This window comes from Flavobacterium tyrosinilyticum, from assembly GCF_023656565.1.
Taxonomy (GTDB): Bacteria; Bacteroidota; Bacteroidia; order Flavobacteriales; family Flavobacteriaceae; genus Flavobacterium; species Flavobacterium tyrosinilyticum.
Genome location: NZ_JAMOKG010000002.1, coordinates 326,989 through 346,305 on the forward strand (window position 1 = coordinate 326,989; position 19,317 = coordinate 346,305).

Genomic DNA, 19,317 nt, shown 5'->3' on the forward strand with positions numbered 1-19,317 from the left:
ATATCACTGAGTAGTTCGTATTGCGTGCTATTCACTGAAGAGTTGTGTCCTATTTTAGAGAAAATGAAACCAACAAGAAAGTCATGTCACAAAATATAATTTTAACAACAGGAACATACGATTTAATTAAAGATCACGTAAGAAGAAAAAAAGTAACCGTACAAGAAGAAGAACTTTTATTAGGTCAGCTAAAACATGCTACGCAAGTATTGCGAAAAAATCTGCCAGAAGATGTAGTTTCGATAGATCGAAAAGTTACTTACAAAGATCATATCAATAACGAAGAAAAAACAATTCTTCTAGTGGGTCCAGAAAAAGCAAAAGCAAGTAAAAACAAAATTTCGGTTCTTTCAGACGAAGGAATTGCAATGGTGGGTTACAAAGAAGGCGATATTGTTGAATGGCCTGCTAAAAAAGGAAATCTCAAATTAGAGATTTTAAAAGTAGAGGAGTAGGTTTACTATCGTTTCGTTTTCGTTTTAAGTTTAGTAAAATCCCAAAAGAGTTTTTCTTTTGGGATTTTTTTTATGGATACTATTTTAGAATAATCTATTTCATTCCAGTTTCGAGATAATCTTCAAAACCTCCGTTGTATATTTTTTCGACCCATTTTTTAAAATCTGCGGTATTTTCAATTACATACGTTTTAGTATATTCTTTGTCAATATTTTCAATGATTTTGATTGTTTCTCCGTTTTTGATTCTTTCGTTTATTCTGTAAAGATTATTGGCGCAGAATTTAAAAACCGACAAAGTATCGTATTCGCTAGAATTATTGAGGTATAAAATCTCTGTTTCAGCATTATAAAAATGATATCCCATTTTAAATGAATGGTTTTTGAATTACGTATTAAAGATAATGAGCAGCATTATGAAACCGCCTAAAAAAAGAACCCCAATCATATGATTTCGATTACTATTATCATCTTTTTTTTGGTTACTTCCGCTTGGTGACCAGAAACTTGAAAATGTTCTAAAATCATTGTCGTTGGAAAGAGTCCATAAATTGTAACCAAGAAATCTCGCTGAAGCGCCCAAAAACTCCAGAATAATTCGTCCTGCTATTATTTGTTCAAAATCCATTTCAAGCGGTTCAGTCGAAGTTTTCCATGATTTATTTTTATTAATCCAACACTTAAAGTTGCATTTTTTTAGTGTTGTTTGAAACAGCCTTTTTCTTAAAAACCTGCTCGTAATTGGCATCCATTAATTCTCCAATTAATTGAGGACTGTTGTGGTTGAGCAAAATTACCATTCCCCAGTTTGATTTTTTATCGTAGGCAAATATGGTAGCGCATCCCATTGTATTTCCTGTTTTATAAAAATAAACATCATCAGCAATTCGTTCCATCTGCTGTCCAAAACCTATTTCTCTTTCTGTATTTTTAAAAAAAGTAGTTTCGGCAATTGCTGTTGCTTTTGAGATTTCACCAGTATTAGACAAAATAGTTTTTAGCAATTTTGTCAAATCTGAAGTGTTCGATTTTACAAGACCTGCGGGAGCGATTAAATAATTCCAGTTAAAAAAATCCTGCGGAATTCCATTAAATTCATAACCTGTAACTTTATTTTTTACATTAAAATTACTAGTCAGCGTATTTTCCATTTTAAGAGGCAGAAGCATTTTTTCTTTCAATATATCTTCATAGCTTTTTGAATAGACTTTCTCTAATATCATTCCCATTAGGGTATAACTGATATTAGAATAACGATAACTTCCGTAATCTATTAGTTTTGTATTTTCGTTTATCAGAGCATGAACACTCTCTTTGGTTATATCTAATGGCTGTTTTGGATTTATTTCCATTAGTTTTCTAAAATCAAAATTAGGCAGACCAGACTGGTGTGAAGCCAAATCTGAGATTTTGATCTTGCCTTTTATTTCGTTTGATAAAACATATTCTTTTGGCAGATAATCGTCTATAAAATCATCAATTTTAAGTTTGCCTTCGTTGTGGGCTTGTGCTATTAAATTTCCTGTAAGAAGTTTGGTAATCGAGCCAATTTCATAAATAGTATTCTCGTTTACGGCCTGTGTACTTTCTTTGCTGATTTTTCCGTAGTTGAAAAAAGTAGTATTACCATTTTCGACAAATCCTACGCTCATCGCTATTTCTGGATTATAAATAGCAATCGAACGAAAAATCGAATCAATTTTTTTTGCAGCTGTTTGTGCAAAAGTAATTTGGGAAATAAGTAATAGCGTAAAAATACTGGTGGTTACTTTCATTAGTTTTCTTGAGATTAGTTTTATTTTTTAAAATTGTACAAAGGTTATTTTTGAACTTGTAAAGTAGGTATATTTTCTGACATATAAGAGAATTGTGTTGCGAGTTAGTAAATTTATTTTTGGTATGGCCCAATTTGTAAATTTCTTGATAAAATACTGATTTAATGAAGGTTTGTTTTTATAGTTTGCTTCTCGTTAGTTTATCCATGAAGTTTGTCATTTCGAGGAACGAGAAATCTTCGCAAGTAGCTCTACAGAGGTTTTCCACATTGTAGCCACACAGTATTGTCATTTCGACGTAAGGAGAAATCACACTAGAAACTCCGCAAAGTATACTTACCAATCTTTGTAGATATACGAGTGTGATTTGTTTCGCCAGTTCGCTAACGCTCGAGTCTCGTTCCTCCTTTAGATTTGTTTTTTTTAATTTAAGTAGATTTATGATTGAGAAAGGAAGCAAAAGTAAACTGTTCGTTCCTCTGAGCTTGAGACTCACATTTCGAAATGACAAAACTAGATGGAAATAGAATGAGAAAATAGATTTCTTTGTAGATTGTATGAACGAGCTAGAAGCTTGCGCTAGCGAGGGATTTTGTTAATTCTTTGAAGAATATTATTTGCATTCTCAATAGTTAACCAATCAAGAATTCTTATTGTCTTAGAACTTTTTTGAATAACAATCGAATAATGTGATTTTGAAAATAAATAATTTAAACGCACATAATATTTACTCCTTTCGATTCCCAGATCTAAAATGCTGATTTTTTCAATTTCAGAAGTTTGATATTCTTTTGGTTTACTAAAAAGGCGGTTTTTATTCGTGACTTTTATTTTTTCTGATGAGATTTCTAAGATGACTTTTCCAAAAGTATTCCACAGCCAAATATTAAGGAATAGAATAAAAAATCCTAAATAAGGAATTAATAATATAATGTAACGTAAAATTGAAAGAAGATAAGTGTTTTGAGCTGACGCAATGGGCAGAAAAAAAAACATTATAAGAATCAAAATTAAAAGGCCAAAGGGAAGAAAGATTGTAATGAACCAATTTGGTTTAATTTTAATTGTTATAATTTCTGTCATTTAATTTTATGAGTTTTTATTGTTGGTTTATTTGCACTAGTGAGACGCTCGCGCTAGCGGTGGAGCTTTCTGAATTTTGAACAAGCGCAAATCGTTTATAGTAGAAGTTGAATTTTACCATATAGCAAAGAATTTTACATACATCTATGACCTACTAAATATCTATTCTGAAAGCTAATTTTTAAACGATAAAAATCAATTTCCATTAATCTGTTAAAAACAGTATCGGAGATATTGTTGTCATAATTTGAAGTATCAAAATGCAGATTTAATTTATGTTCCCGATTAAACGAATCACGAAGTTTAACTATCTTATCTCTTTCTTTGAATTTTAGTTTCTCAAAAGATTTTTCATATTCAAGTAAAATTCCATTTCTGCCTTCTGTTTTACTTTTGTATATTTTCTCTTTTTCTATAAAATTTTGAATATAGGCATCTATATCTCTTGTATTCATTTTTAATTCATCTCGATAATTTACGAGTTGTTTGTACATAAGTTTTTGTTCTTCATCATTTTCTTTGCATGATGAAAACATTATAATAAATACAACGATGATTATTTTTTTCAATTGGAGAGTTTAATTAAAAATTTATAGATCTATTTGTGTTTATAAATTTATTCAATTCAGTTTTGTCATTTCGACATAAGGAGAAATCTTCGCAAGTAGCTCCGCAAAGATTAATTTGCAATTAGAGTCTTTTTCGTGATTACAAATCCTTAATTAATTCACTTGGATGAATTTTTAAAGCTTGTGCAATTTTATTCACACAGCAAAGTATCAAAATCAACATGAAGTTGAGTTGTTTCTTGGTCAACATTAACCCAATTAAAACTTTTTAAAATGTACGCGTTTCCTCCATCAATTTGAACCCATTCATCTATTCCTTTAGCGGCATTTGTCAAATCGTTTTTTGGTGTCATTCCAATAGGAGCGACGTAGCTTCTATTTTTGGTTAAAGGTTTGCAATTACTTGTTTCTATTTCTGATTGTGTAACATATTTTGATTTGGTTAAAGTCGGAAGTGTGTTATGTACTTGAAGTGGAGACATTGAAGTACAAGAAGCAAGAAATAAAATCACTCCAACAAGATTTAGTTTGATTAGCTTATTCATTTTGGATAGGTTTAGTTTTTTCAAATATAAGATATTTCGCGTAAGTTTTAAATATCGGTTGTATACGCTCGATTGTTTACGATCACTTAAAAATAATCTATTCTTTCTAATTTCGTTTCAAAGAAAAACAACTAAAAACAATGGAAACACAAAATAAAGAAAGAGCCGAAGAATTGTTAGAATTAATAAATAAAGGAAAGTATTTCACCAAACTTAAACCAGTGCCAAAAGAAACCAACTCGTTTACAATACCGCTAAAAGTATCTTCTTATAACGAATTAAATCTAATGGTTTCAGATTTGCTAAAAGCAAGTATTATTTTGCTTAATCCTGATGCAAACAGTTTGTCGAGTTTTACAAAAGATAATAATATCAATGTTATGACTTTGCTTGAAATTGCCTTGCAATTATTGCCTGAGGATGAAATGGAATTGTTGGATGATTTGTGTAAGGCGCAGTTGTGATTTTTTGATATAAAAAAAGCGCAAAAGTTGAAGGCGTTTGGGTAACGTTTTGGAATGGACTCTTCAAAGAACAATGATTACCTTTTTTGAAATTTACTCTGTTACAAGAAAAAACATGGTTACACCTATAAAAATGAAAAATAAGAATATATCAACTACAGTAGTTTTTCGCTCACCTAGAAGGTCAGTTCTACTATTTTTTGAAGGAACAACTAATTCCTTTCCTTGAATTTTTAAACTTAAGTATCTTAAAAATTGAAAAAGCAATAGTGTAATTAATGTGCTTCTTAAGCCAAGAGAAGCGTGACCATTGACGAATGCTAATTCTACCGAATCTTTGATAGAAAGAAAAATGCAAAAATGAATTATTCCAATTACAGTCCAAATTAAAAAACAATTGAAATTACGAAGAGCTCGATATTGAGAACCGTAAATAAAAAATTGAGTTCCGAATCCGTAGAAAAACAATATTTCTTTTAGATGAATTTTGTTTATTGCACCATAACTTAATAAGAAAATAGAAAGCAAGAAATAAGAACAAATAGTAATGATATTCCACTTGGTTAATTGATAACGGCGAATAAATTTATTTTTCATTAAAGGCAAAAACTCTTTTTATTTATCAAATATATAAATAAAGTTATGAATTATGTTTTAATATAGGTTTAGCAAACTTTGATAGCGCGGATTTGTAATCCGTGCCCGCAAAGATTGACTTTTTTAATTATTTGTATTGTGTCTTGCTGTTGCGGGCACGGATTGCAAATCCGCGCTATCGGGGTAGCTTTTGTATTTGATGATTTGTATTGTGTCTATATATTGCGGGCACGGATTGCAAATCTGCGCTATCGAAGTTTTAGTTTTAGTCAAGATATTTTTCTTGTTGCATATAGTATTCTTTATGTGATGTGAAATCAATTTCAAATTTGTCTTGACCTCCGGAATAAAGTAAAGTAAACGAAATTTTCATTTTATCAAAAGCTTCTAGAATATCATTTTTTGAAAAATATATATTGAAATGAGAAATGTTTAATACTTCATTTGGATATATTGCCGAGTCACCAATATTACTAACTTTCCATCTGTTGTCAGCTATTTTTGTAAGATTGTATTTTTTATGTGTGTCATGTGTTTCCCAGCCAATTTTAAAACCTGAGGGCAAGTATTCCTCGAAATATGTATTTATTTTATAGTTTGATTCTTCAATATCACCGTCGTTAGATATTCCTACTCTGCACAAGAAATTAACTTGATTGTTTTTTGTTTCAACATATTTTAATACATATGATTCAATAGTTAAAATAGGTTTTGACTTCTTTCCGTATAAATTTCTAATTTCGTATTCTTCCATTGCGACAGATTCAAAATTGTATCTTTTATAAAATTTTTTGTCTTTGCTTAAATGAGGAGCGTCAAAGCTTTCTGGGATTTGAACAACATAAATTGTTTCTTTTGTATTTCCGTTATTGCGTATTGGAAAAATTTTTAAACCTTCAATATTTCGTTGAATAGTTGAACTAATAATTTGTTCTAACCATTCCTTACTGTAAATATCACCATCAACAAATGAGAAACTATTTGCTTTATGATCTTTTTCAGTTAATCCATATATAATTATTCCACCATTTGAATTTGCAAAAGCTGCGACGTCTTTAGATATTTCTTTTTTTTTTTGATTCATCTTTAGATAATGCTTGTCCTGCTTTAAAATCAATATTGATAGATTCTTCAATGCCGTTGTCAATTAAAGATTGAAGAAAATTTAAGTCGTATTCTTCTCTTTTGTGTATTTCCATAATTGATTTACTTTATTCGTATTTTTTTGTAAAATGTAAATAGCTAAAAACTGAGACTCTTGCAAAGCCCTTTCTAGTGAGAGTATCTTGCTCGTGTCATATAGTTATTTTTGAAATTGATTTTTAAGTCGTGCTTACAAGAGAGATGTTTGGGCTATCATATTAGCATCTTTTGATAAAATCCAGACTTTATGATTATCAGAGATAGAAATTCTACCGTCCCTTATTAATAATTTTAATGTTCCTAGTCTATTATGTCCTTCTACTAATTGATAATTTCCTTTCATTTCTGATGTTTCAGGTTTGTCTTCTAAAAATGAATTGACATCTATTACGATTAGAGGAGTTTCCCATGTTCCATTATCTTTCCAAAATTTTCTATGCCAATGAGCAAATTTGTCCATTGGATATTCATTAACCATTTGAATATTATCATTTATGACATTTAGTTCTTCAAAAAAAGATGTCGGTTTTTCTATTAGTTCAAATTTAATTGTTTTAAGATCTATCCATGAATAATTTTTACTTGAATTCGGCTCATTATAATGTGGAAAAATCCATTGATGTATAACTTCTTTTGGAACATTGTGATTGGATTTTTCAATCCTTTCGTAATAAGTATTATATGATTGTAAATTTTCACCTTTTTTTGGTTCAAATATTAACCAAGAATTATGTTTGGTCATGTCGTTTTTTTGTTTTATGATAGTATTATATTAAGCATTATTATTAAACTTTATGTTTTCTATTTGTAAATTATTAATTATCAGAATACTTAAATGACTTAAATCGTCATGTCAATAATTCCAATCTCTTGATTAGCGGATACTACGAAGTTGTTTGAGTTATCATTGTATGAGAATTCAATTGAATTTATCCTTAAAGTAAGCCAATTCGTTGCTTGACCTAAATTATCTCTAAGATTAACAAAAACTCGAGTATTAATTATAACTGGTTCAACCATAAGAATATTTCTATTAGATTTTTCTTCATTTAAGCTGTATTCAATGATCATATCTTCAATGCTAGCTACAGTTTGATAGTTTCTATTTTTGAAACCATCAAGAAGTTTGTTTTTCGTGATTTCTTTAATAGCTTTTTCGATATCTCTTTTTGTATTATCATCTAAATAAATCATGTTATCAGTTTTAAATTTAATTTTGTAAAATATTGTTTTTATGAAGTTTTAAAGTTGTTGTTGATTCATTCGATTTCGCACACATATCTATAAACTGCGCTCATAATTGTTCCTGGTATTACTTTATCGTTATAAGAATCAATGTAAATTTTCTGAATTACCTTTCCATTTCGATCATAAATAACCCCATCTGAAGTGGAATATCTTTTCTCGACACAATCTAATTTATAAAATTGTACACTGGAGTCGCCACCTGTTTTAACTAATTGACCTTTTTTATTTTTAACTGTTTTAGTTGGATTAATCATTTTTAACCAAAACTCTTTCATGTCATCATTCCCTTTTTCAAGATAAAGATATATTTCAGTTCCATCTTTTGCAGAAGTTACATACTGAAATTCATCATTTTGAGAAAATGATCTGCTATAAACTATAAAAAGTAAAATAGTAAATAATATTTTTTTCATATCCTTGATTTAAAAAACAAACATCGTATTTATTCTAAAATAAGAACCAAGTAAATTTACCTGATTTAATCTCCTATTTTATATTCTTGAATATCTTGAGAGTTATCGTCGAAGGTTTGAATAATTTCAAGCTTATTATCTTTTTCGACAAAAGTTATTTTCTCATCATATTTTGAATCCCTCCATCTTCCGTCAATGTTTGCCCAAAGAATTTTATTTCCATCGATCTTTTTTATAATCAAATTTCTGATGATCAGATTTTCTAATGTAAGACACGAAATATATTTCGTCTTTTTTCCTCACTTTAATTATTTTCGATGATTGTCCCATAATAGAAGCCATTGTATAGCGAGCGATATCTTCATAAGTAAAGTTCTTTAAAGTTATTTCTTCCTTTTCTTTAATTTCTGGAATTTCAGTTTCAACTGTTAAATTGGTTTCAGTTTGTTCTTTCTGATTACAGCTAAAAATTAAAATAAGAAACAGGCAACATGTTAGTGATTTCATATGTAATTCAATTTTGTATGTAAAATTTATTTGCTAAAAGTAATTGCATTATATTCAATTACATTACGGAAAACCGTAAAGACAATTATGAAAACCAAAGCCCTAGCCCTGATAGAAGCGGCATCCTTTTTAGGCAAACGAAGAAGGACTTATTAAACCGTAAACTTTCCGCCTAAAAAGATATAGCGGATAGCAGGAAATAGCTCCTAAAAATCATCGTAATTCCACTAAATATTCAACTTAAATTCCCTAAAAAAGGAACACTAGAATTTTCGATAAAAATTTTGTAATTTTGCCGTCCAATAAAAGGAATTAGAAAATGTTAGATAGACTTCAATATGTAAAGCAGCGTTTCGATGAGATTTCGGATTTGATTATTCAGCCGGATGTTATTTCTGATCAAAAACGTTATAAGCAGCTTAATCAAGAATATAAAGGGATTAAAGCGCTTGTTGAAAAGAGAGAAGAGTACATTGTAATTTTGGCAAATATTGACGAAGCAAACGAAATTATTGCTGACGGAAGTGATGCTGAAATGGTGGAAATGGCCAAAATGCAATTGGATGAAGCAAAAGAACGTCTGCCAGAATTGGAGGAGGAAATCAAATTTATGCTTATTCCTAAAGATCCTGAAGATGCGAAAAACGTAATGGTGGAGATCCGCGCCGGAACGGGTGGGGACGAAGCGAGTATTTTTGCTGGTGACTTGTTTAGAATGTACACCAAATATTGTGAATCTATGGGATGGAGATCATCTGTTGTAGATATGAACGAGGGTACTTCTGGAGGTTTCAAAGAGGTTATTTTTGAGGTTACTGGAGAAGATGTATACGGAACTTTGAAGTTTGAAGCGGGTGTTCACCGTGTACAGCGTGTTCCTCAGACAGAAACTCAAGGACGTGTGCATACATCGGCTGCAACGGTTATGGTTTTGCCAGAAGCTGAGGAGTTTGATGTTCAGGTAGATATGAACGATGTTCGTGTGGATTTCTTCTGTTCGTCTGGACCTGGAGGACAATCGGTAAATACAACGAAATCGGCTGTACGTTTAACGCACATTCCAACAGGTTTGGTGGCGCAATGTCAGGATGAGAAATCGCAGCACAAGAATAAAGATAAGGCTTTGATGGTATTGCGTTCTCGTTTGTACGAAATGGAATTGGCCAAAAAGCAAGAGGAAGATGCTAAAAAACGTAGTTCTCAGGTAAGTTCTGGAGACCGTTCGGCAAAAATCCGTACGTATAACTATGCGCAAGGTCGTGTAACGGATCACCGTATTGGTTTAACGCTTTACGATTTAGGAAATATCATGAATGGTGATATTCATAAAATCGTTTCTGAGCTTCAGTTGGTTAATAATATGGAGAAATTGAAGGAAGCTTCAGAAGTTTACTAAATTTCTGAGATGCTAAGATACTAAGATACTAAGTTGCTAAGGTTCTAAGTTTTCTTTTAGGACTTTTTAAATTTAAGCCGAACTTTGTTCGGCTTTTTTTGTGGAAAAAATACCAAAGATTGGGAAGACCTTAGCATCTCAGCAACTAAAAAGAATATAGCCAGCGGTTTCAACCGCTGGAACGCAAAGAATTGGTTAAAGTTGTTAAGATTCTGAGATTCTAAGGTTCTAAGTTTTTTTCTTTGAACATAATTTTTTTGAGTTGCTAAGTTACTGAGATTCTAAGGTTCTAAGTTTTTTCTTTTTTAACATAAAATATATTTAAGCCGAACTTTGTTCGGCTTTTTTTATGCCTAGAACTTAAAGAGAGAATGAAAACTTCGCATTTTAATATCGCAGCAACTTCGCATCTTAATTTCTAATGATAATTTAATGTGGATAAATAAGGCCTATAATTTCAAAAAAGCATTGTAAATTAAGATAAATACTATAGCGCAATTTTGTGAAGTAAGATTTATAATATAGTTGGTAAAGCTTAGTGCCTTAGAACTTTAGCATCTTAAAATCTTAACGAAAACTTGTTTTTTTATAACTTTTTTTTGCCTCATATTTGCCCTATTAACCAACCAACTAATCATTAATTTATGAAGAGAACTTTACTTTTATTTTGCTTCTTTGGGAGCTTTTTTTATGCGCGATCGCAATCGTATTTCGGATTCAGGGATGATAATTATGCTGGAATTCAGTCTGCATTGTTTAATCCGTCCAATATTGTAGATTCAAAATACAAAGCCGACGTTACGTTTGGATCTGGCAGCGGAACTGGACAAAATGATTTGTACGGAGTTAATATAATGGATGTATTAGACGGAGGTTACAATCTGGAAACCGATGCAAGCAAAAATTTCAAATCGAATAATAGAGGGAATTTCAATGTAGATATCATGGGGCCTTCTGTAATGCTCAATATTACGCCTGTGCATAGTGTTGCGCTTTTTACGCGTGTGCGAAGTGTTACAAGTCTTGTTGGTATAAACGGACAGCTTATTGATGAGGTAAACAAAGAAGTAGATGCTTCGAATAGTTTTTTAATTACGGGCGGAAACCCCAATGCTGTTTCGAATTCTTGGGCAGAGATAGGAGCGAGTTATGCTACGGTTCTGTTAGATCGTGACGATCATTTTGTAAAAGGTGGTATTACTTTGAAGTATTTAATGGCGGGAGTAAACGGCTACATTAACGGAAATGATTTAAGTGTGGCTTTTAATAAAAACGAAGCCAATCCTTTGTTAAGCGAATATTATTCGACAGGAACCATAAGAACAGCTGCAAGTTATGATTATGCTAACGGAAATGATCCTAAGTTTGATGCGGCTTCGGCTGGAGTAGGGGTAGATTTAGGTTTTACCTACGAATATCGTACGAATTGCCATTCTTGCGCAGGAAATCGTTATAAGTTTAAGGCCGCGGCTTCTATAACCGATATTGGAAAACTAAACTATAATAACATTGTCGAGAATACTTATAATATTACAGGAAGGGTGACACAACAAGATATCGAAGATGCGGATGATATTTTTGAGTTTTTTGATTCTAACTATACTAAAGTATCTTCGAGAAAAGGAGTAAAAGCAAATCTTCCAACGGCTTTGCACACCAATTTGGACTGGAATATCGACCAGAGATTTTATGTGAATTTAAGCGGTGATTTCAATTTAGTAGATGCCAAAAAAGTAAACGGAACCGCAATTGCCAATTCGGTTACTTTTACGCCGAGATATGAAACCAGACAGTTTAGTTTCTACGTTCCGGTGACCTATATGCAATACAGCGGAACGCAAATAGGAGCGGGTTTTAGAGCGGGTCCAATATTTATTGGTTCTGGAACTCTTTTCTCCAATATGTTTTCAAACAATTCAAAAGGCTGTAATATTTACGCTGGTTTAAAATTGCCGATTTATCAGGATTATAGGTAGAGGTTCTAAGATGCTGAGATACTAAGATGCTAAGATTCTGAGATTCTGAGATTCTGAGATTCCGAGATTCTGAGATTCTGAGATGCTGAATTTCTTAGTTTATGAAATTTAAGACATAAAAAAAACAGCATATACAAAGTAGATGCTGTTTTTTTTATTTTTAAGATTAGTAAGCAAGATTAAAAAATCGAAAATATAAAACTTAGAACCTTAGAATCTTAGCAACTTAGTATCTTAAAAAAAATATATTGAAGGTCTTCACTCCATCAACCGTTTCCCCAAACACGTATGATGGAGTTAGACGCCTAAAAATACTCTCGTATATTCTAAACATTTATATAGATTCGAGTAAACGTAAACGCCATTTTTTATCATTATTTCGCTAAACTTTTCCATAATAATTTAAATTAAGTTAAACAAATTACTCTCTAGATGATTCGTATTGTGATGATTCTTCTTCTTCTTCTTCTTCTTCTTCAGAAGAATCATGATGAGGTTTCGAAACCAGATTGGTTACAATAAGCTGAACAATCGAGCCTAAAACACCTTTAAACATCGAGTCGCCTTTACCGACAATAAATCTTTTGGCTAAATAACCAATTCCGATACTGATGGCAGATTGAGCGATGTGGCTTTTAAAACCAACCGTTTCGTTGATTTCTTCCACCGTGTTTCGAATGAGGTTAATGGGCTTTAAATTGTCTTTAATTTCATTAATCTCGTCTTTTATAGCACACCATTCTGTGTCCTGGCGAATTTCTAGTTCCTCAATTTTTTGATTTAACTGATCAATAGTGTAAATAGCCTCCATAGTTTTTTCGGTTTTTTAGGTTAATTAAATCAGTTTTTTGTTTCTTTTAGAATACTTGAAATGATAGTATTTCCAATAGGAGTTTTTATCAGTTTATGATGTGATTTTACAACCACAATTACCACAATTAGATAAAATAGTGCCATGATAAAAAAGCCATAGTAATACTCTCCAAGTTCTTTACCAATCCATAAACTAATCCCGATATTCAGGAACAAAGTAAAAAATGCAACAACAATACCAATCGCTATCTTTGAAGCCAATGATGAAGCACCATCCGCAACAGAACATACTGTTTTTAGTTTAAGTAATTCTAAACTTGTTTTAGCATAGTTTTCTGCTTTTTCATAAAGATTTAAATTCTCGTTTGTTGTTGCATTTGGTTCCATGATATAGGGTTTTATGGTTTGAAAATTTCACTAATTAATTCTAACTAATTAATAGTTTGATTTTACTGTTTTAACATCGTCTTTTAGCGTGTTGTAATCTTCTTTAACTTGGTTAAGTTTAGATTTTCCTTCTTCGATAATTTCTTTACCGTTTGAAGTAATCGTGTTTACAATGCCATCAAATTTTGTTTTTAGATTATCACCGTAATCTTTTGATTTATCTTTGATTTTTTTTCTTGTGTTTGATCCTTTGTCTGGTGCAAATAAAACACCTATGAATGCTCCCGCCGCTGCGGCTCCTAAAATTCCTAAAATTGTGCTACTAGTTTTCATAATAAATAATTTAATGGATTAATATTTAATAATTTGTTGATTTAATAAATTGTGATTTTTAAATTTCTCGACCCTTAATTAGTCGAAGCAATACTGCGATAATGGCAATTACTAACAGAATATGGATTATGCTTCCGAAACTGTAAACAAAGAACCCAAGAGCCCAAAGTATCACCAGAATCACTGCCAGTGTATATAATAAGTTTGACATGGTTTTTTATTTTAGTGGTTAATAATCAGTTTTTCTTTTAGTTTAACTTATAAGAAAGATATAAAGTCAAGTTGCTATTTTTTGCATCAGGAAACGTGTATGTAGTTCCTGCAACTGTTCTTTCTTTACCTACAGTAGTTAAACCGTAATTGTAACGTAATCCAACGCTAATTGGGTTAAAGTCGACTCCGACACCAGCAGAAAGACCTGCATCAAATTTCGCTAGATCATCTGTATCAATGTCTTGGTCAAAATCAAAACTTCCGTCTCCGCTTACTTTAGAGCTTACTAAATAAGAAGCGTAACCACCGGCATGAATGTTGAAATTCTTAGTAACATTTACTCTAACCAAAAGTGGCACTTCTATATAGTTCAATCTAAATTTTGTGTTTCCAGATGCAAAAGCATTGTTGTATTCTAATTCTGAACCTTTTGTTGTGAATAAAATCTCTGGCTGAATCGCTACAAAGTCTGAAATAGGAAGTGTAGCATAAACCCCGGCATTAAATCCGTATAAGATATTATTGTCATCGACATTGTCTCCGCTTCCATATAAGTTAGACATGTTGAATCCTCCTTTTACACCGAATTCGGTATTTACATTATTGTCCTGAGCGTGCAGCATTCCAAATGATGCTGATAAAAAAAGTGTTAAGGCGCATAAAAAATTGGCTTGTAATTTCATAGTAAAAAATAATTAGTTAATAGATAATAGGCGTTTATTCATTTTGTTTTTTTATTCTTTCAGTCTCTCGTAAGAGTTTATATTGTTCGGGCAAAAATCTAAGAACGAGTTCCAAAATTTGTTTATCGTTTGTTTCTCTAGAAATAGTCTCAAATAACTCAATCTGGTCGCAAATGGCTTCTGTCATGGCGTTTAAATAGATATTGTTAAAATCATTATTGCTTGCGTCTATGAGGTTGTACAGGTCTCGTTTGTGCGTGGCGTTTATTTCGGTAATAACAATGAGCTTTGATGTGGCTATTTTGGTTATTTGATCCAGCAATTGATTTTCCTGGACTTCAATTCTTTTACTTAATTCCTGAACAATAACATCTGAACTTTTTTGTTGTGCAATTTGACTTTTTGAAATAATAGATTTGCTAATATTCGCCGTTGAAATAAAAAAGAAGACTTCTGTTTCTTCTCTATCATTTTTTGCAAAGGTTTGATTCTTCAAAGTATTTTCAATCGGATTAATTTTTCTGCAAGACGTCATGCATAATATCAATACGATAAAGAAAAAGACTCTAAAAGATGCCACCTTCATGGGGGAAATTGCTTTCATTATCACTTCTTAAAGTATTACATTACAAAGATGCTAACGAATGAAAGATTTTGCTTTACAGCATAAAAATGAATCGTTATATAATTCCCATAATAGATTTTTTTTAAGGGTTTATCCTTTTAAAATCAATGGTTTGTGAAGTTTTAGTTTGGTGTAAAAAAAAAAGAAATTATAGATTTTTCTATAATTTCTTTTTCTGTTTTCGATATAATGTAGTGGATTTTTTTTCTTACAAATGAAAATAAAATTTTAATCTGGCAGAAAGACCGTAAAGACCGAGCCTTTTCCTAAAGTGCTGTCGGCTGTAATATGTCCTTTGTGGTTCTCGACAATCTTCTTGCAGATCGCTAATCCGATTCCGGTTCCTGGATAATCTGTTTTAGAATGAAGACGCTGAAAGAGAATAAAAATGGTTTCTTTAAACTGTGGGTCAAATCCCATTCCGTTGTCTGTAAAAGTGATTTTATGAAATTTCTTTACCGTCTGTTCTAATATTTCTGGATAATCGCAAGAATTCACTTTTTCGCTCGAAATGGAAATTTGAGGTTCAATATCGGGCTGACTGTATTTTAATGAATTTCCAATTAAATTGATAAACAGCTGTTCGATCTGATACGGAATTACCGCAAGCTTCGGAAGTTTACCAATGCGCTGAATAACTGCTTTCTTTTCTTCGATAGTTTCAGCCAGTTCCGATTCGGCATTGTCCAAAAGTTCATTCAGATTCATTTTAATGAATTCCTTTTTGGTTGTATTGGTTCTCGAGAATAAAAGAAGATCGTCTATTAAAACGCGCATTCTTTTTGCCGAACTTTCTATTTTGGTAATATAATTTTTGCCGCTTTCAGACATAACATCTTTGTCGGCACTTGAAACTCTAGAAATAAAGGTTTGTATTTTTCGAAGCGGTTCTTGCAAATCGTGACTAGCAACATGGTTGAAAGAAGCCAATTCTTTATTGCTTTTTTCCAATTCTTTATTTCGTTCCTGCAATTCGATATTAAGAAGATGCTCGTCTGTAATGTCAAAGTTAATTCCGAGCAAGATTTTACTGCCTTGCTGGTCGGTTACTAATTTACCCGTTGTTTTAAAGTAACGCACTTCAAAATCTGGACGTATAATTTTGTAATATACAAACGGAAGATGTTTCTTTTCTATAATTCCGTCAATAGCTTTTGCTACAGCTTCCTTATCATCTGGATGAACATATTTTAAAAGCGTTGCTTTGTTGGGAGCAAAAGATTTTGGCTCAAGGCCTAATAATCGGAACTGGTTGTCTGAAAAATCTATTTTATCAGAATCCAGATCCCATTGCCAAGTGCTGAATTTTCCAATGTTTTCAGATTCAGAAATTAAACCAGTAGAAATAAGAAGCTTTTTATTGAATACTTTCAGGCGTTCAAAATCACGGCTAATTTGACGGTAAGCCAGTAAAATAAAGCTCAAAGCAACTAGAAATAAAGAAATAGAAAACAGTGGACTCAAAGAAATCTCCGAATCGTAAATTTTAAGTCTTTTCTTTAAGAAATCCTTCTCAATGTCGTTCATTTCGTCCACCTTAAAACGGATGTTTTCCATTAAAATACGGCCGCCAAACATATGATTGTCTAACTTTCTTTTGTCGTACGTTTTTGGATCGCTATATTTTAGACAATTTTCAAAAGAAACAAAACGCTGGGTAATGAGTTTGAAAAGTTTTTGGAGATTTTCCTGCTGTCTCGGATTATCGGCAGTGAGTTTTTTTAAGGTAATAAAAGAAGTATTGACCTTGTCTCGGGAATAAATGTACGGAGTCAGAAAACGGGCATTGCGAGTGATAATGTACCCTCGCTGGCCCGTTTCTGCATCTTTTATAGCCGACATTAATCGTTCGAGCTGAATGTTGATTTCGTAAGTATGCATAACCAGTTTGCTCGATTCATTCAAGTCCTGATTATGTTTGTAAGCAATTGAAGAAAGAAATAACAGAATGAAAACTGCGATTACAAAAATAACTCTCAAAGAGTTTGAAGAATTAAAATTTGGTATCCACTTCATTATTGGAATGCTTTTATTTTAGTCGCAGCAAGAAATTATCACGGTTTAAACCAGAAGTATGATAATGCCAGTTTACGGTCACGACTTCATTAATTATTTTTTTCAGCGTATTGAAATCGCTTGGCTTTTTGATGTAAATATTGGCGCCTTGAATAAAGGTGTCTTCAATATCTTCTTCTGAAGAAGAAGTAGAATAAATCGCAATGATTATATCTTTTAAATGATCCGTTTTTTTGATTTCAATCAAACATTCTTTACCTGTTTTCTTAGGCATGTTTAAATCTAGAAACAAAATATCTGGAAGTTTATTGTCTGTATTCATTAAATGATCCATAAGCTGCATCCCGTCATGAACAAAATTTACATTTGTTTGTATCTTTATTTCTTCAAATGCATCTTTAAAGAAAAGACGGTCATCTTCATCATCATCGGCCAATAAAATGTGTAATGCGTTTTTTTGCATTTTAATGTGGTATTTGGGTTTTTATTTTAAATTTTCTCTTCGTTTCTTAATAATTCTCTGAAAAGCAGACGGAGTAATTCCGGTTGTGTTTTTAAACTGTGTACTCAAATGTGCGACACTCGAATAGTTTAGTAAAAAAGCAATTTCGGTCAAACTCATTTCGTTGATAATAATCAACTGTTTTGCTCTTTCAATTTTCTGTAAAATAATAAAGTTTTCAATAGAAGAATATGTTACTTCTGAGAAAACATTAGATAAATAACCGTAACTGTGGTTTAATTTTTCTGCCAAAAATACAGAACTTTTATAATTATTATTGTCATCCATAAAAACAAGTTCAATAATTGCATCTTTTATTTTTTGGACTAAGACACTTTTTTGATTTTCAACTACTTCAAAACCACACGGAGCCAATTTAGTTTTTAAATTATCCAATGCTTCAGCATCAAGATTGTCTTCAATCTCAATTTCACCAAAACCCAGAGTTGTAAAATTTATGTTGTTTTGTTCCAGATTTTGTTTTAAATAAAGAGAGCAAATAGTATTGATGTCGAACTTTATAAATAGTTTCATTTTATAGAAATTTGGTTAAAGATACTTATTTTTTTTGGTGTTTTTGCTTTTAAATGGTATAGAATTACACGGAAATGTGATTTTAAAATAAATTTTTCAAAAAAATACCGTCTAATATTTTCTTACTAGACGGTATTTCCCTGATTGAGTTGCAAGGATTTACAATTCTGACAGGATCTGATGAAATTCTTCTTTCGTTTTTCCCAGTTTTTGCTGAAGTCTTCCGTACATTTCGTCTTCTTTTCCTTCAGCGAACATCAAATCATCATCTGTTAGAGTTGCATACTTTTGTTTCAGTTTACCTTTCAGCTCATTCCAGTTTCCTTTTATTTCAGTAGTATTCATAATTTCTATTTTTTAATTTTTATTGTATTGTAAAATTGCAAATTGCAAGTCGGCTTTGTGTTACATTTATTTTTCTGACTTTTGCATAATTTTCATTTTTCTTTCTTTTTTACTCCTGATATCTTCTCAGAATCCACGCCATTTTTTCGTGTTGCTGCAACAATCCTGTAACAAAATCGGCAGAACCTACATCATTGGTTTCGTTCTCAAAAACTGGAATGTAATTTCTAAATTCGGTTACCAGCTGTTCATGGTTTTCTAAAAGTTCAGATAACATATTTTTTTGAGAAGCATATTCTTTCGGCGATTCTTTCAGCGTAGAATTATCGATAAACTCTTTCATTGTCCCTATTGTTTTTTCGCCCAACTGATTAATGCGTTCTGCAACTTCATCAATATTTGCTTCCAAAATTCTATATTGTTCTTCAAACAATTTATGCAGTTCCATGAAGCTATTTCCCGAAATATTCCAGTGAAACTTTCTTGTTTTTACATATAATGTCATCTCATTTGATAAAATTGTTGCTAAAATAGAAGCGCTCTTCTTTAAGTTTTTGGGTGTAATTCCAATATTTGGGCTCATAATTATCTGTATATTAGGTTATTCTCAAAGATACTTTTACAACCTCATTTTTTCTTATATAATTTATCAGAGAAATTACATGAATTCAATGTTTTTTTAACCTTTATAGGCT

29 protein-coding genes are annotated in these 19,317 nt (G+C 31.5%); 4 read left to right on the plus strand and 25 right to left on the minus strand.

The features are described from left to right. The first annotated feature begins 83 nt into the window (after positions 1–83). Positions 84–455 (plus strand): GreA/GreB family elongation factor, encoded by a 372-nt coding sequence (locus NCC77_RS09100; protein WP_248726019.1) that lies wholly within the window; start codon positions 84–86, stop codon positions 453–455. A gap of 94 nt (positions 456–549) precedes the next feature. Here NCC77_RS09100 and NCC77_RS09105 read toward each other — a convergent pair whose 3' ends face one another. The 6 genes from NCC77_RS09105 to NCC77_RS09130 form a co-directional block, all read right to left on the minus strand. Beyond that, positions 550–822: a hypothetical protein gene (locus NCC77_RS09105; RefSeq protein ID WP_250835286.1), complete on the minus strand. Its 273-nt coding sequence runs from the start codon at positions 820–822 to the stop codon at positions 550–552. Between the two features lie 21 nt (positions 823–843). Next, positions 844–1,083 (minus strand): hypothetical protein, encoded by a 240-nt coding sequence (locus tag NCC77_RS09110; protein ID WP_250835287.1) that lies wholly within the window; start codon positions 1,081–1,083, stop codon positions 844–846. Between the two features lie 52 nt (positions 1,084–1,135). Next, positions 1,136–2,230: a serine hydrolase domain-containing protein gene (locus NCC77_RS09115; RefSeq protein ID WP_250835288.1), complete on the minus strand. Its 1,095-nt coding sequence runs from the start codon at positions 2,228–2,230 to the stop codon at positions 1,136–1,138. A gap of 579 nt (positions 2,231–2,809) precedes the next feature. Beyond that, on the minus strand, positions 2,810–3,313 hold the full coding sequence (locus NCC77_RS09120) for a hypothetical protein (protein WP_250835289.1): 504 nt from the start codon (positions 3,311–3,313) through the stop codon (positions 2,810–2,812). A gap of 134 nt (positions 3,314–3,447) precedes the next feature. Further along, the gene (locus NCC77_RS09125) at positions 3,448–3,882 is read right to left on the minus strand and encodes a hypothetical protein (protein WP_250835290.1); all 435 of its coding nucleotides are present in this window, start codon (positions 3,880–3,882) and stop codon (positions 3,448–3,450) included. A 191-nt stretch (positions 3,883–4,073) separates the two neighbouring features. Further along, positions 4,074–4,427: a hypothetical protein gene (locus NCC77_RS09130; RefSeq protein WP_250835291.1), complete on the minus strand. Its 354-nt coding sequence runs from the start codon at positions 4,425–4,427 to the stop codon at positions 4,074–4,076. Positions 4,428–4,567: 140 nt separating this feature from the next. Between NCC77_RS09130 and NCC77_RS09135 the strand changes: the two genes are divergently transcribed. After that, positions 4,568–4,891: a hypothetical protein gene (locus tag NCC77_RS09135; RefSeq protein ID WP_250835292.1), complete on the plus strand. Its 324-nt coding sequence runs from the start codon at positions 4,568–4,570 to the stop codon at positions 4,889–4,891. 93 nt (positions 4,892–4,984) lie between these two features. Here the strand turns inward: NCC77_RS09135 and NCC77_RS09140 are convergent, their stop codons facing one another. The 8 genes from NCC77_RS09140 to NCC77_RS09175 form a co-directional block, all read right to left on the minus strand. Then, entirely contained in the window at positions 4,985–5,488 is a 504-nt protein-coding gene (locus NCC77_RS09140; RefSeq protein ID WP_250835293.1) for a hypothetical protein, read from the minus strand. A 265-nt stretch (positions 5,489–5,753) separates the two neighbouring features. Further along, positions 5,754–6,572: an AlbA family DNA-binding domain-containing protein gene (locus NCC77_RS09145; protein ID WP_250835294.1), complete on the minus strand. Its 819-nt coding sequence runs from the start codon at positions 6,570–6,572 to the stop codon at positions 5,754–5,756. Beyond that, entirely contained in the window at positions 6,544–6,687 is a 144-nt protein-coding gene (locus tag NCC77_RS09150; protein WP_250835295.1) for a hypothetical protein, read from the minus strand. Before NCC77_RS09150 ends, NCC77_RS09145 begins: the two co-directional genes overlap by 29 nt. Before the next feature lie 134 nt (positions 6,688–6,821). Continuing rightward, positions 6,822–7,373, minus strand: coding sequence for a hypothetical protein (locus tag NCC77_RS09155; protein WP_250835296.1), 552 nt, complete (start codon positions 7,371–7,373; stop codon positions 6,822–6,824). 98 nt (positions 7,374–7,471) lie between these two features. Next, positions 7,472–7,825, minus strand: a complete 354-nt coding sequence (locus tag NCC77_RS09160) for a hypothetical protein (RefSeq protein ID WP_250835297.1) — start codon at positions 7,823–7,825, stop codon at positions 7,472–7,474. A gap of 65 nt (positions 7,826–7,890) precedes the next feature. Further along, positions 7,891–8,292: a surface-adhesin E family protein gene (locus tag NCC77_RS09165; RefSeq protein ID WP_250835298.1), complete on the minus strand. Its 402-nt coding sequence runs from the start codon at positions 8,290–8,292 to the stop codon at positions 7,891–7,893. A 65-nt stretch (positions 8,293–8,357) separates the two neighbouring features. Next, positions 8,358–8,534 carry a hypothetical protein gene (locus NCC77_RS09170; RefSeq protein WP_250835299.1) on the minus strand — a complete coding sequence of 59 codons (177 nt, stop codon included), beginning with the start codon at positions 8,532–8,534 and terminating at the stop codon, positions 8,358–8,360. Next, complete coding sequence (locus NCC77_RS09175; protein WP_250835300.1) at positions 8,506–8,799, minus strand: hypothetical protein; 294 nt, start codon at positions 8,797–8,799, stop codon at positions 8,506–8,508. Before NCC77_RS09175 ends, NCC77_RS09170 begins: the two co-directional genes overlap by 29 nt. 319 nt (positions 8,800–9,118) lie before the next feature. On the opposite strand from NCC77_RS09175, the gene prfA reads away from it, so the two are divergent. Both prfA and NCC77_RS09185 read left to right on the plus strand, forming a co-directional pair. Continuing rightward, the gene (gene prfA / locus NCC77_RS09180; protein ID WP_250835301.1) at positions 9,119–10,195 is read left to right on the plus strand and encodes a peptide chain release factor 1; all 1,077 of its coding nucleotides are present in this window, start codon (positions 9,119–9,121) and stop codon (positions 10,193–10,195) included. A 644-nt stretch (positions 10,196–10,839) separates the two neighbouring features. After that, positions 10,840–12,171 carry a DUF5723 family protein gene (locus NCC77_RS09185; RefSeq protein WP_250835302.1) on the plus strand — a complete coding sequence of 444 codons (1,332 nt, stop codon included), beginning with the start codon at positions 10,840–10,842 and terminating at the stop codon, positions 12,169–12,171. A 421-nt stretch (positions 12,172–12,592) separates the two neighbouring features. Here NCC77_RS09185 and NCC77_RS09190 read toward each other — a convergent pair whose 3' ends face one another. From NCC77_RS09190 to NCC77_RS09240, 11 genes are all read right to left on the minus strand, one after another. Next, positions 12,593–12,982: a hypothetical protein gene (locus tag NCC77_RS09190; RefSeq protein ID WP_250835303.1), complete on the minus strand. Its 390-nt coding sequence runs from the start codon at positions 12,980–12,982 to the stop codon at positions 12,593–12,595. Positions 12,983–13,011: 29 nt separating this feature from the next. After that, positions 13,012–13,371, minus strand: coding sequence for a hypothetical protein (locus NCC77_RS09195; RefSeq protein WP_202000483.1), 360 nt, complete (start codon positions 13,369–13,371; stop codon positions 13,012–13,014). 48 nt (positions 13,372–13,419) lie between these two features. Next, the gene (locus NCC77_RS09200; protein WP_198856936.1) at positions 13,420–13,704 is read right to left on the minus strand and encodes a YtxH domain-containing protein; all 285 of its coding nucleotides are present in this window, start codon (positions 13,702–13,704) and stop codon (positions 13,420–13,422) included. 58 nt (positions 13,705–13,762) lie between these two features. Beyond that, positions 13,763–13,915, minus strand: coding sequence for a lmo0937 family membrane protein (locus NCC77_RS09205; RefSeq protein ID WP_141248143.1), 153 nt, complete (start codon positions 13,913–13,915; stop codon positions 13,763–13,765). Positions 13,916–13,952: 37 nt separating this feature from the next. After that, on the minus strand, positions 13,953–14,600 hold the full coding sequence (locus NCC77_RS09210; RefSeq protein WP_250835304.1) for a porin family protein: 648 nt from the start codon (positions 14,598–14,600) through the stop codon (positions 13,953–13,955). Between the two features lie 34 nt (positions 14,601–14,634). Continuing rightward, a complete protein-coding gene (locus tag NCC77_RS09215; protein ID WP_250835305.1) occupies positions 14,635–15,204 on the minus strand; it encodes a DUF4142 domain-containing protein in 570 nt (189 codons plus the stop codon). Between the two features lie 249 nt (positions 15,205–15,453). Continuing rightward, positions 15,454–17,241: a sensor histidine kinase gene (locus NCC77_RS09220; protein ID WP_250835306.1), complete on the minus strand. Its 1,788-nt coding sequence runs from the start codon at positions 17,239–17,241 to the stop codon at positions 15,454–15,456. Between the two features lie 13 nt (positions 17,242–17,254). Continuing rightward, on the minus strand, positions 17,255–17,704 hold the full coding sequence (locus tag NCC77_RS09225; RefSeq protein ID WP_198856940.1) for a response regulator: 450 nt from the start codon (positions 17,702–17,704) through the stop codon (positions 17,255–17,257). Positions 17,705–17,725: 21 nt separating this feature from the next. Further along, on the minus strand, positions 17,726–18,277 hold the full coding sequence (locus NCC77_RS09230; RefSeq protein WP_095929845.1) for a helix-turn-helix domain-containing protein: 552 nt from the start codon (positions 18,275–18,277) through the stop codon (positions 17,726–17,728). A 159-nt stretch (positions 18,278–18,436) separates the two neighbouring features. Next, positions 18,437–18,622, minus strand: a complete 186-nt coding sequence (locus tag NCC77_RS09235; protein WP_250835307.1) for a CsbD family protein — start codon at positions 18,620–18,622, stop codon at positions 18,437–18,439. Between the two features lie 109 nt (positions 18,623–18,731). Continuing rightward, the gene (locus NCC77_RS09240; protein ID WP_250835308.1) at positions 18,732–19,205 is read right to left on the minus strand and encodes a Dps family protein; all 474 of its coding nucleotides are present in this window, start codon (positions 19,203–19,205) and stop codon (positions 18,732–18,734) included. Positions 19,206–19,317: the final 112 nt, after the last annotated feature.